This is a genomic window from Candidatus Aquicultor sp. (assembly GCA_036504445.1).
Taxonomy (GTDB): domain Bacteria; phylum Actinomycetota; class Aquicultoria; order Aquicultorales; family Aquicultoraceae; genus DASXVE01.
In genome coordinates, this window is record DASXVE010000034.1 from 105,346 (window position 1) to 118,697 (window position 13,352).

At 51.5% G+C, this 13,352-nt stretch carries 8 protein-coding genes and 1 pseudogene; 5 read left to right on the forward strand and 4 right to left on the reverse strand.

The window, feature by feature from the left end:
• Positions 1-11 precede the first annotated feature (11 nt).
• A complete protein-coding gene (locus VGK02_11660; GenBank protein HEY3375698.1) occupies positions 12-1,760 on the forward strand; it encodes an O-antigen ligase family protein in 1,749 nt (582 codons plus the stop codon).
• Entirely contained in the window at positions 1,760-3,118 is a 1,359-nt protein-coding gene (locus VGK02_11665) for a hypothetical protein (GenBank protein HEY3375699.1), read from the forward strand. The genes VGK02_11660 and VGK02_11665 overlap by 1 nt, the downstream gene beginning before the upstream one ends.
• Positions 3,119-4,006: 888 nt before the next feature.
• Here VGK02_11665 and VGK02_11670 read toward each other — a convergent pair.
• The 3 genes and pseudogenes from VGK02_11670 to VGK02_11680 form a co-directional block, all read right to left on the reverse strand.
• A pseudogene (locus VGK02_11670) lies at positions 4,007-5,260 on the reverse strand (glycosyltransferase family 39 protein).
• Positions 5,261-5,384: 124 nt separating this feature from the next.
• On the reverse strand, positions 5,385-7,058 hold the full coding sequence (locus VGK02_11675; protein ID HEY3375700.1) for a D-glucuronyl C5-epimerase family protein: 1,674 nt from the start codon (positions 7,056-7,058) through the stop codon (positions 5,385-5,387).
• Positions 7,059-7,334: 276 nt separating this feature from the next.
• The gene (locus VGK02_11680) at positions 7,335-8,318 is read right to left on the reverse strand and encodes a sugar transferase (protein HEY3375701.1); all 984 of its coding nucleotides are present in this window, start codon (positions 8,316-8,318) and stop codon (positions 7,335-7,337) included.
• Between the two features lie 247 nt (positions 8,319-8,565).
• Between VGK02_11680 and VGK02_11685 the strand changes: the two genes are divergently transcribed.
• The gene (locus VGK02_11685) at positions 8,566-9,903 is read left to right on the forward strand and encodes an LCP family protein (GenBank protein ID HEY3375702.1); all 1,338 of its coding nucleotides are present in this window, start codon (positions 8,566-8,568) and stop codon (positions 9,901-9,903) included.
• A gap of 69 nt (positions 9,904-9,972) precedes the next feature.
• Here VGK02_11685 and VGK02_11690 read toward each other — a convergent pair whose 3' ends face one another.
• On the reverse strand, positions 9,973-10,959 hold the full coding sequence (locus tag VGK02_11690; GenBank protein HEY3375703.1) for a glycosyltransferase family 4 protein: 987 nt from the start codon (positions 10,957-10,959) through the stop codon (positions 9,973-9,975).
• Positions 10,960-11,268: 309 nt separating this feature from the next.
• Here VGK02_11690 and VGK02_11695 point away from each other — a divergent pair, with 309 nt between their 5' ends.
• Both VGK02_11695 and VGK02_11700 read left to right on the forward strand, forming a co-directional pair.
• A complete protein-coding gene (locus tag VGK02_11695) occupies positions 11,269-12,570 on the forward strand; it encodes an N-acetylmuramoyl-L-alanine amidase (GenBank protein HEY3375704.1) in 1,302 nt (433 codons plus the stop codon).
• A 144-nt stretch (positions 12,571-12,714) separates the two neighbouring features.
• The gene (locus tag VGK02_11700) at positions 12,715-13,341 is read left to right on the forward strand and encodes a GerMN domain-containing protein (GenBank protein ID HEY3375705.1); all 627 of its coding nucleotides are present in this window, start codon (positions 12,715-12,717) and stop codon (positions 13,339-13,341) included.
• Positions 13,342-13,352 lie beyond the last annotated feature (11 nt).

The following is a 13,352-nucleotide window of genomic DNA, read 5'->3' on the forward strand; positions in this document are numbered from 1 at the left end:
GCGAGGTTATCGTGTCTGAATTGGTCGCTCCAACGCCATCAAAAAAAGTAGCAATTTCTACAGCATATCTGCTGGTATTTACCATAGCAGCTTTAGTGGGTTATGCCGGGCTGTATTTGTCACCCCTGCAATTCCTGGTTGCAACGGTGGGGCTTCTTCTTGTGGCGATCGCGCTGGTAAAAACCGAGTTTGCAATTGTGCTGCTCGTCGTTATCGCGCCGCTCGCCAATATTAAAGTCAACTTGGGTCCGATACCGCTCGATGTGGTAACGATTTGTATGGGGCTCATTATCCTCTCGTACATGATCCACAATGCGGGGAAGAGAAACTCGTCTACCGCAACACCATTTACCTGGGCGTTCTTAGCATTTTTCATAATATCGGCAATTTCGATGGTTATCGCGCCGTCAATGGTCGAAGCGGCCACAACGTTTATGCGTTTTGCCGGATATTTCTTACTCGTTGCAGTGATAGGCCGTTCGGTGAAATCAAGGGAAACACTCACGTGGATACTTGTCCTCATGGTTGCAGCGGGGGCTGTTACGGCACTGTACGGCATCTATCAATACATCTACATACCGGATAGTTCGGCGAAGATCGGCGTCTACGGTCTCGGCCAGGATGTCCTGGCCCGTGCGGGCTCCACTTTTGGTAACTCCAATTTTTATGCGGAATACCTGGTGCTGATCGTACCGATTGGTCTTGCATTAACCATTGGTTCACGTAATTGGTTCAGGCGAACGATAATCGGGAGTGCCACCATACTGTTGTTTATCGCGCTGGTTCTTACCTACACGCGCGGTAGCTGGCTTGGCGCCGCCATAGGTATCGTACTCATGTCGCTTCTTACGGAGGCGTGGCTCTTCTGGGTATGGGCAGGTCTTTTCGCGGTTGCGCTGGTTGCCGCACCCGGTGTCGCCAACCGCGTTGCGAGCATGGCGGACATGAGCGGCGGCACCGCCGGTTTTAGAATGCGCCTGTGGCATATCGCCTACGGCATCATCCGCGAGCACCCGCTTATCGGCATCGGCATCGGCAATTACTACGAAGCGTTTACGAATTACATATTCAAACATCCCGAGTCGAGCGTTGGCTGGGTTATTTACGGGGCGCATAACTCGTATCTCACGCTCTTTGCTGAGACCGGCGTCTTCGGCATCCTTTCCTTTATTGCAATTATTCTTATTTCAATACGCTACGGTCTATTCCTGGCGCACGCAAAAGCGCAGGATAAGTACCTCTCATGGATTAATTCGGCGCTTTTTGCCGGTGTCGTCGGTTTTGCGATCAACAGCTTAACCAGCAACAGCTTCCATCACCCGCAGGGCGCGGTTTTCTTCTGGGTCGCGTTAGGCCTGCAGGTTGCTATCGGAAATATGGCAGCCGAGCCAACCGGTGTGCAAACATCGCCCATAGTAATCGGGAGCTACATCCTCCGGCCTTTTCGCACGTCGCTCGCATCATTTAGAGCAGCGGCTGCCAGCCACCAGATCAAGCGCATTACCGCTCGCATAGGCGGGTCATGGCAGGAGAGTAGACTCGCCGCATTTTTCTGTAAAGAACCAAGTCAAATTAATCTATTGTCGGGCAGTCGGGCGTATCAACCGGTTATAGCGGCGCTCGAGAAGTTTCGCGGCGCGGTTGAGAACTCGTTCTTCTATGCGGTTACCGGCGGAATCGTTGCGCGCCCGGTTGTTATGGCGCTTGTCTTTGTCATGGCAGCCGTTATGCTTCGCATGTTAGCGGGGGCGGTAACCTGATGGGTCAAGCACAAACGAGCGGAAGCCCTAAGCTCGGCGCATTTTCTCCAGGCGTCTTTTTACCACTGTTTGTCCTGAGCTTTTATCTCGTTGGCCTAACGCTCGTTCAGTTCTCACTGCGAGCCCTCGGTATCGTTGCGCTAAGTATCGCCGTCTACCTGCTGGCCTCGCGGTTGACCGCGCGATTCATCGATACCACCGATCAACAGACCTCCCGGCGCACAGTACTTTCCGGGAATTACTTCGAGCGGCTGCTCATTTCATTATGTGTGATCTTCGTTATCGACCTTGCGCTTAAGGGGGTTGCGCCGGTTGCGGTGCGGGCGCCGCTCTATCTAATTATTCTCAGCGCCGCATTCTATTTTCTCGGGCGCAAGAAAACCGATATTCCCGGAACCTATTTCTTGAGCGCCGGCGTCGCCATGATACTTCTTTATGTGGTACCGGCATTCATCTCATACGGGATGTACGGTGCGTATCTCAACCGCACCGGCGGTTTGATGCCGGCGTTTCTCGTCGGGATAGGTACCATTACTACGGTATACGGCCTGATGAAGGTGGCGTCACTGCTCTCAACGCGCAACCTTTTTATCATGATTGGCCTGATTACGCTGGTTGCCGGGCCGTTTATGGCGGCGATCATCGGCTACCGCGCTTACGCGATCATCTACATTATGCCGCTAATCTTCCAGTACTATATCGAGCGCAAACCAGCCGTTACCGTAAAAACGGCGTTTGTCGCCCTCGGCGTAGTGGCCGCGATCTTTTTGTATACGTATTTCGCCACCTCGGTTACCCGCGGCGTTATCTACATGTTTGCGCCGCTCGATTCAGCAAAAGCGCCCCCGTTCGTCGTGTCCTCGATGGAGGCGGGCCACTATACCGACAAAGACATGAACTTCTCCAACGCCGAAGCGCGCAGTAAAGTCATAACCAGGCCGTTCTTTACCTACAAGGTGTTTCTCGATGTCATCGATGTGAGTTACCCGTGGGGCAAATCGCACGGAAAGCTTACGCTCTCATTGATGCCCGGGGTGACAAAGGGAAGAGCCACGACCATTAGTATTCTGAAAAAGCCGCTCTCGACGTCGTTTTTCGGCCTGCCGTTTTTGGAATTCGGGGTTGCCGGCGTGATGCTGTACGGACTTATGCTTGGGGTATGCCTTGCGGTTGCTTCGCGCCTGCGAGATAAGAAAACCTATGCGTTGATTCTGACCATCATAATGCTATGGCTTGACACCGGTCCCTCGGTTTGGTGGCACTGGTTGCCGTTTGCGAGCTCGTTCATTGCTCTGGGTGCTATTCTGCTTAGCTACTTTGTACAGCCAGAAGTCGTGGTAACGGAAGACCGGCTGTAAACCTCCTTGCTTGACGAGGCCGTCGGTTGCAACTACTATCGGCCGGTAAATCATACTGAACGGCGAATTTATAGGGAGGCTGTAGGTATACCGCCTGATTTCGTCGGTCGCAAACACATAATCCACTTGCTCTCGCGAGAGTATATCCATCAATTGTTCCGGTGTTCTTATCCCGACTTGGTTGATCCTACCGTTATCAAGCGGGCTTAACATAAGAATCGGCCGCTTATCAAGGTAGTATGTCCGGTTATCGACCACCATAGCTATCCGCTGGTCGGTGGGAATATAGGTGTTGATATAATTCTGCGCCTGATACAGCATGTTGCCCTTAAGAAACTCCTCGTGGCTCCGCACCGCGAGCCCGATTGCCATCGCATCGCCCCTGGTGGCGTACAGTAAATTTACACTGGCAAGCACGCCGGCGATCAGAAGGATGGCTGTTGCCAGCTTAAGGTAGAGACGATTGCCGATAAACGTGTCGATGCCGGCCGCGATGACGGGAACCAATATAACGATGCCGGGCAGCGCATAATTTGCGGTTTGCGCGAGGAGCAGCGTCCAGGGGACAAGAAGCCCGAGGGCGACAATAACAGGGAGCAGAAGGGGCGCTGGGGCCTTGCGAAGGCGCAGCAGCGCAAACGGTATACATGCCGAAAACGCAACAAATGCGGGGCCGATGGTTTTTTGTGGTATATCGCGAAAGGTGAGATGCCAGAGCACGGCTAGATCGTCCGGCAGGTTGTTCGTCATCTGATTGGCTGAGCGGATGGTTGATTGAAAGAGGGTGGTTGCCGCAGGGTTCCAATCGCGTCCGCCGAATAGCTCCATAAATGTCGGGTATACCGGGTTTCCTGTATAAATATAATTTTTAATGAGCCAGGGGCCGACACCGATAAACGCCGCGAGCGCAAAGCCGACCGCCATCAAAGCGGCACGCACAGCTTCGGAAGGGCCGCGACCGACCGAGAGTACGATCAGCGAGACGACCAGGAATCCCGAAGCAACCAGCATGAAAAACCCCGAGTATTTACTGCCGGCCGCAAACCCGAAGAAAGCTCCGGCGACGTATAGCCACATCATATTTTTAGTCTCGCGCCAGCCGACAAGCGCATAGACACCCGCAAAGGCAAAGAGCGCGAGAACCGTGTCGTTGTTGTTGAGCGTAATATTGTAGGCAAACGCGGATACGGTGCATAGCAGCATTACCGCCAGCACTGCCGTCCGGTACGAGAAGAACCGCCGGGCAAACACAAAGACACCGAGCACCACCCAGCACGCGATAAAATAGGTCAAGAGCTGGGGAACCGTATCGTCTTTAATCAAAAGCCCGAGCATAAAGAGCATCTCACCGTTGAGGGGGTAGTTAGCGGGCAGGAAGTCCCTGATGTAATGGATTTGGTGAGCCAGTATATAGGCTTTCGGCACGGCAATGTGGTACAGCAACGCGTCATACGTCCAAGTCGGCGTCCAGGCGGCCATAAAACCGAAACCAAGAAGGGCAACGATGATTAAAGCAAGCGGACTTGGTGCGGCAGATAGTTTGATGGTATCGGCAAAGCGGCCCCTAAATTTGGAGAACGCTCGCACCGCGCCCAGGATAGCGAGAGTCGCAACTGCTATACGGGCCGGTTCCTTGTAAATAGCGCCGGCCATGCCGGCAATAAATACGAAGACCGCACATATGCCGAATCCGGCCGTGATGGATACGAATAGACGGTCGAGCCCGTCGATATCGAGGCAGAGCAGCTCAATAACTTTGTCGCCTACATAGTAAACAGCGGCAATGATGGCTGCAAAAAACGCCAGTTCTGCCAGGTTCGATGATACGTAGCTACTGAAATACTTGCCTTCTAAAGCGATTCCAAACGAGGCGATAATAATTACGGTATACGCCAGTGTTAGAAGCGCCGGCAACTCACGTAAACCGGCCCCGATGTGGCTGTAGCGACCGAGGAAGATATACCAGACGATTGCATAGAGAGCAAGACCGATAATAATAACCGCGCGGACGTCGATAGCGCTCAGCAGGGAAGCAAGTTGAATTGTTGGGGAGAAATAGCGCGCATAAATCCAAATTGCCCAACAGAGGGTCGCAAACGTCCCGATTCGTATCGCCAGGGGTTTTAGTTTCGTGCGTTCCATGCGTGTTTTCCCGCCTCACTCATAATAGGTACGTGGTATTCATACCCAACGGTGGGTCGGGGTGAACGAAAGAATGGGCAAAGGCAAGAGGATTGGTTGCGCGGACGAGATTATTGCTTCGGCGCTATTGCTTGGCGAGTGGCACAAACAATTTATACAGCATGTTTACCGCTTGTTCGCGTGTAACCCCGAGTGTCGGCCGGAAATAGTTCGGCTCGTATGGCTCCATGAGCCCGCTGGAGAGGGCCAGAACAATGGAGTTTTTATCCCGCACGCCGGTTGCTATATCGGATACCGGTGTGCTGGGCTGGATCGATTTTGCACTTGAAACATCAAACGCCTTGCATAAGATGGACGCCATATCGGCGCGGTTGACCGGATCGTTCGGCCGGAAGTAACCATCGGGGTTGCCCATCTTCAAGCCGTGCTCGTAGGCTGCCTCGATGTAGCCCCAATCGGCCCGCTCTTTGTTGATATCGCGGTAATAACCCTGATATGTCGCCAAGGGCGCCCAACCGCGACCCCGCGCAATCCAGGTGATAAGTTCAGCCCGGCTCGTATTGGCCCCTGCGCCAAACCAACCGTCTTTGCCTAAAACTATCCCGCGCTCGGTAAGCACGCTGATTGCTTTAAACGACCGGTGTGTCGGCGGGATATCAAAGAAACGGTACTTTTGATAGAACGCAAATTTGTCCGCATACGTTCTAAATGCCGGTACTTTTGTGATCGCATACAGCTTCTTGAGTAGATCGACGTGGATCTTATGGTATCCGTAGCTGGCACGATCTCCCTGCAGCAGCGAGTAATTCGACCAGTAACCCAAGTCGTATTGCTCTAAGTGATACTGGGCTTCACCAACGCCGGCGTTAAAGAGCTTTAGGACCTTTGTATTGCCGGTTGCCTCGTAGAAATTGTGCATGCTGTAGAGCGTAAATAAATAGCCGTTAAGAATGCGCAGCTTGTTTGTCGCGGCAACCTCAAGGTACCAATTGCCGTGGTTATCAATGTCGGTGACACCACCCTCGGTATAGGGCACCTTGAAAGAATTCAGTACGAGTTCGGCGGCTCTTAAATACTTCTTGTCGTCAGTAATCGTATACGTTTTACCGAGGACGTCCAGGATAAGCCCCTGCGCCATGCCCGACGCCCACGGAGCATCGAATTTATACTTATTAAACTCAAGGTCGAAATAGTATTCCCAAATGTAATATTTGCCGACGCCTTTGTATTCTTTGACGATGGCGTTATCCAGGATAGCATCCGCTATAGCGACAACTTGCTTGTTGTCGCCCTGTGCGTATTTTTCCAGCGCAATATTGCAGGTTGTGACCGGGTTAAAGTGTACGCCGTAATTCGGGTAATAGACATAGGCAAGGTGCCCGCCCTCATATTGCCCGAGAATTTGCGCTTTACCCGACGCCGTATTGCCGGCAGCATAGTAGGCCGTTGTTTTTTCCAGGTCGCGCATGATCGCGCGTGCGCGCGTGCGCCCGGTAGCCGTGTTGGTGTTCAGCTGAGATAGTAGATCAAGGCTGAATATTACTTCCGAAGCCTCTTTTTTTCTGCCTTCACTCATGAGCTGTCTTACCAACGCCTGGGCTGATTTAACGCTTTCGGCGGGCTGTTTCGGTTGTTTTTCTCGCAGGCGATTCTGCAACGGTTTTGTCGGTGCGACTTTTGGGCTGGTCACGTCGGTGCTGGGCTCCGTTTGCGTTGCAAAGTTCGGTAGGGTCGGCGTATCGAAGTGCTGGGTCACGCTCGCTAATGAGCCGGGATAATAAAAATAAGCCCATAGCATAAGTGACATCCCGCACGCGATAATCGCTGTATGCGCTCTGTACCCGGACTTCCTCTTTACCTTATAGTAGTAAAGCATAATTTCCTTATAACATAAAAACCAAGGTTTGCCCTCATATTTCCCAAAAAGAGGGGGATTTATGCATCGGTTGCTTGATTGAACCATTTTGCTTCGAGTGGTGTATCTAGAGCCGTGATGATGTTGCATAAGGGCACATTAATTATCCAATCCAATAATTGGAATTATATACCAATATCGGCACTCGGTCCAGGTAACTTAATATGCGCCGTGTCGGAGGAGGACCTGGCGAATTGTAGCGAGGAATATTTTAGCGTCGAGGACAAGCGATTGATTCTCAACATATTCGATGTCTTTCATGAGGCGCTCGGTAAAGGTAAGGTTACCGCGCCCGTTGATTTGCGCAAGACCGGTAAGGCCGGGTTTAACATCCAGGCGCTTAAGAGTCATTGCATCCGACGTCTCAAGCTCTTCAGGCACGAGCGGGCGAGGCCCGACCATGCTCATTTCTCCTTTGGCGATATTGATGAGCTGTGGCAGCTCATCCAGGCTGGTGGTTCGCAAGAACTTACCGAACGGAAACACCCGCGGGTCGTCTTTTATCTGGCACGCCTCATCTTCCTGCTCGTTTAACAGCTGCAGGCGGTCCACAATTTCATCCGCATCCGGGCTCATTGTGCGGAACTTAATCACGTTGATAATCCGTCCGTGCTGGCCTAGACGTTTTTGGTGGAAGAAGATCGGGCCGGGCGAGCCGACTTTTATTCCAAACGCAATAGCAAGCATAATCGGGGCGAGCAGCAGGAGACTGACCGTGCTGACGAGCATATCGACGATCCGTTTAACAGCCGGGTAAATCGCCCGGTCCCGCTGGCTGACCGGTGCATAGTGGGCCCGCTGTTCGCCGATAACGCCACCGAACATGAGAAGCGCCAAGATCGGGATATATCCCAGCAGTTTAATATGTAGCGGGAAGGGAAGCACTGCGTGCACCCCAAATAGAGTCGTTAATCCCTTAAAAAGAAAATAGGCTACTATCCCGAACATCCAGCCGTCGGTTTTTGAGCGCCAACCCGCCCAGTAGCCGCAAAAAATTGCGGTCAGATAGTGGGCGATACTGATCAAGACAACGGCAACCCAAGCTTCCGGTGGCAATAGCGCCTTGTAGAGCAAGACAAATGACCAGAAGAACAGGAAAGAAAAGATGCCTGATTCGATTATTGCACGGACTTTGTTAAGCATTGCTATACCTCATAGGTGGCATTCTGTTATAGTGTAATAGGCTTTCTCTATCATATCAAGTGAGCGACGACTCCGTTGCTACCGGGGGCTTGTTTCGAAACGAACTAACCTGGAAATCATTATATATGGAATTATGTGATATTTCTCCGGTATTTGAATAACCAACTAACGCGCCAAGCTTAACGAATTGAGTACCGGTTGGTTTTTGTGCTATTCTTGCGCTTAGGTCATTTTGGAGGATTGTGTTTTGTATAACGGTAGGCACACATCGGCTAATTCGGATATGTCAAAACTCCGGAAAACCGGATATATACGAGTATTTATCCTTTGGATGCTCTTAATAATACTTATTGTCGGCGCTGCGGGTTTCGTGTACGCGCGCTTTCTCGAAGAGCGTATACACGTTGGCAGCTTACTTAATGGATCTGATAGCGCGTATAAGCATATCACTCCACGTGCGCAGGATTCCGACCCGATAACGTTTCTGCTTCTAGGCAGCGACAAGCGCTGGTCTATAAAAGAAGACCCCGGTCGTTCCGACACCATCATGGTGCTTCGCATCAACCCGCAAAAAAAAATCGCATATCTAATTTCGTTCCCGCGCGATTCACGGGTCGATATTCCGGGGCACGGTAAAAAGAAGATTAACGCCGCATACCAGTACGGCGGCCCCGATCTCATGATCCAGACGATACATCAGCTGACCGGCCTTGAAATCAACCACTTCGCGGTCGTTGATTTTGACGGGTTCAAGGAAATCGTCAATGCGCTCGGCGGCATCGACATCAATGTCGAAAAAGATATTAAGGACCACTTCCAGGGAAGGGATATCTTCATTCCGGCGGGCAGGCAACACCTCGAAGGGCAAACTGCACTTGATTATGTGCGCGTTCGCCACGTCGATGATGATTTCGGCCGCATGGGGCGCCAGCAGCAGTTTTTGAAGGGAATTATGGATAAAGTGCTGAGCTTAGGCGGAGTCCTCCGTATTCCCCAGCTTGCCAATATCGCATCGAATAATATCACAACCGATAACGGCTTGAGTCTTGGCGAGATGGCATCGTATGCCAACATGGTGCGTTCGGTCGGGCGCTCGAATCTCCACATGCTAACGCTTCCCGGTACATGTGAAATGATCGGCGATGGCAGCTACGTTGTGCTCGATCAAGGTAAGATGGCCTGGATATTGGATCGCATAAACAACGATCTACCGCCTGAGCTTACCGCAGAAGAGAAGCAAATCCAAAATATCACGGTTGACGTGCAAAATGGCACGGGTACATCCGGTATGGCGAAGAAGATGGCTGATAAGCTCTCTGCAAACGGTTTTAAAGTCGGGCAAGTTGGCAACGCGGAGAATTTCAACTACTATAACACGCGCATCATCGCACCTGGGGAAATGGTCGATCTGGCCAAGACGGTTCAGACGCAGCTGGGGTTCGGGCGTGTGGTAATGCAGACTGCAACCGAGGGATCGTTCGTACCCAATATCACCGTTATCGTCGGTCGGGATTTTTCCAAGTACCAGGTCTCCGGCGCATCCGGGTCAGGTGGCAGCAGCGGTAGCGGCACTGCATCACAGTAGTGGTCACGATGCACCGCTGTTACTCTACAGTGTATAATTAATCTACTCGTCAAATAAGAGCCGTAGCTATTACGGAGTGCAATAGCTTGAATATGTTGCCGCAAGCCTCTCGGCAACCGAAATGTAGTCGTGATACTTCACAACCCAGTCGCGGCTTGCCGTGCCGATTTCCTCACACAAGCGCGGGTCGCCCAGTAAGCGTTCAACCTTGGCGACGATTTCATCGGCCCGTTTTGCTTGAACGAGCGGCGGCGCTTCGGCATACCAACTCTGGTACTCAAAATCACTCACCACAGGGCGTGCGCACGCCATAGCTTCCATTTCGGACATCCCCATAATACCGAGCTCGAATTGCCCAACGATCACCTGGTAGCGGGGGATAAGGGTAGCGATTTCGCTGTGCGATACCGGCGGGATAAAGTTCACGAAGCTTTTATCTTTAAATCGTGCCAGGTCCGGCCCCCACGCGAACGCATCGATTTCGATCTTGGGATTGCGCTCTTTGAGCTTCTCAAGCGCCTCAAATGCTACGTCGATTCCTTTCACCGGGTCAATACGGCTAATGAGGAGCACTTTGCCGTGGGTCCCGTCAAACCCTTTGGGCTCAAACAGCTCGGTCTGAATGGGATTCGGTAAAAACATGGCGTCACCGCGCACGGTATCGGCATGCACCTTTAAATCCGGCGTTGAGTAAAACACACGGTCCGCTCGATTGAGACACGTGGTAGTTACGTTCTTGAAGGCAGGGCGATAGAGATTCTTGCGGATATCGGTGCCGTGGCAATGCAGCCAGTACCGGTAGTTGCCGAGTATCCCCAAGACGCCAAAATACGCATAGTGAATGTGTACTATGTCATACTCCTCTTTTAGTATTTGTTTCTTTAAAGACCGCGCATCCGCGATGCGGTTAGTTACGACACGAAGCTTACCGAGTTTTCCGGATATGTTCACGCCGGTGTACGGTTGGTATAGCTGGGCGTCAACCCCGACTTTTTGCAGCCCTTTTACCAGGCCGTCAGGAACGTTTGCCACGTTGTTTACATGTAATACCTTCATTATTTTACTCTCCAATGGTGCCGCTATGGCGGCAACAGATTTTTTTGGCTATCGGGTACTTAATATAAAACACTCGTTCCCGGTTGGCAATGCAAGCTCTTAGTGGTACACTAATGCGAGATTACTTAGTCCGCTTAGCCTGCCTATGTTCTAGATAGTTAAGAGAGACTCACTTAGGGTAATAATAGAGCGGCACACAAACCCAGCAACCTAAAGAATTTCCAGAATCTGCCGATATTTAGTTCATAGTAGCGTTTTTACGTAAGCTTGTAAAAATAATTATAGTCCGATCGTACCAGGGGGTTTATTATGGCAAGACGAGGACTATTGGTAGTAACTCTCACGTTGATTATTAGCCTCGTGCTAACTCTTCCCGCATACGCTTCGTTCAGCGACGTTAAAGATTCGAAGCTCACAGCGATCATAAACGATCTTTCGTCCAAATCAATTATTTCGGGTTTTGGCGATGGCACGTTTCGTCCCACAAAGCCGGTAACCAGGGCGCAAATGGCGAAACTCGTAGCCCTTGCTAAGGAATATCCGCTGGCTTCCGCCGTCGCTAATAGTTGCACTTTTAAGGACGTAACTTCCAAGCACTGGGCTGTAAGCTACATCAAGGCAAGCGCCGCTGAAGGTATCGTAAAAGGGTATACGGACGGCACATTCCGGCCGAACGCCCAGATTTCCAGGGGAGAGCTGGCCCGGATGCTTAGGCGAGCGGGCGAAACCCAAGCCATAACCCCGGCAAGTGCGACATATAAAGATGTATCCGCCAAATACTGGGCGTATAGTGATATTGAAACGGTCGTTCATTACGGTATTATGGGCGGCTATCGCGGCGGTACATTTAAGCCGGCGCAACCCGCAACCCGTGCTGAAGTGGCGCGGGCGATCTACAATTTACTCAACGCAAAAATCGCACCGACCGAACCTACACAACCTACAACGCCTGCGGACCCTACTACCCAGCCTATTACACCGCCAACTCAGTCCGATCAGGGGTCGACCGAGCCGACGACGCCGATAACAGCTGCTAACGATGGCAAGATTATTATTGCGATAGATCCAGGCCACGGTGGGTACGACTCGGGCGCGGTTGCAGCGAGCACCGGGCTGAAAGAAAAAGAAATCAACCTTGCTGTTGCGCTGAGGGTTCGCGATTTGCTGGTCGCAAAAGGTTATCAAGTGGTGTTGACCAGGTCGACGGATACCTATATCGGTTTGTCCGAGCGGGCCGCATGCGCCAATAATGCTTTAGCGGACTTGTTTATAAGCATTCATCATAATTCCAACGCAACTGAAACTGCGATGGGGACGGCTGTCTATAGTTTCCCCGGCTCACAGCAGGGTGCGGTCCTGGCCAAAATGATCCAGCAGGAGCTCGTCAAAGAGTTCGGCTGGGCCGGCGTTGCCGGTAAAGACGACGGGCAGCTAACGGCTAACTTCGCAGTACTTCGCCAGACCGTAATGACGGCGTCCCTCTGCGAGTCCGCATATATGAGCAACCCGAGCGAAGCCGCACTGCTCATGACAAATGAGTTCCGGCAGAAAGAAGCCCAGGGCATTAGCGACGGCATCGCAAAATATGTTGATACGTATTTGAACAAATAAATTGAGAGCATACAAAAGGAGCATGCGTGCCCCTTTTGTACATTACAGCTCCAAAGCCGGTTTCACTCGCAAGACACACTATTCAATCTAACGTTTTGTATTATAATAATGAAAAGATGTAATGCCGCAGTGAAAGGAACTATAGTGAAAGCAATAATCAAAGCAGCAATCACAATAGCATTAGTTCTGCTGGTCATAGTTGCTGTCGCAGGTTGCAAGGGCGGGGCAACAACATCCGGCAAAGCATCGAAAAGCGCACCGTCGAAGACAGTAGTCCAGCAGCCGGAACAAGATAATGCGGCAGGCAACGCAGTCTCCAAGGAAAAGACCGCACAAGCGCTTCCTCCGAAGAAAACCATCCCCATAACCCTGTATTTTGGTGACACACAGGGCGAGCATCTACTACCGGAAATCAGACAGATACCCGAGACGTCTACCGTCGCCAAGATTGCGATTGAAGAGCTCATAAAAGGCCCAAGCCTCAAAGAGAGCACTCATGTCAAAACGATTCCACCTGAAGCTAAGGTGCTTAATGTAGATATCATCAAGGGTGTCGCGTACGTTAACTTCTCACAGGAGCTCATTACCAAGCACTGGGGTGGAAGCAGCGGCGAGCAGATGACAATCGGATCTATTGTTGATACGCTCACCGAGTTTAAAAACATTCAAAAGGTTCAGATCATGGTCAACGGCAAAGCTGTGGACACCATAGCCGGGCACCTAGATACCAGCCAACCGCTTACCCGTGACGAATCGCTCATCAAGAAATAGCAACTAGTGTT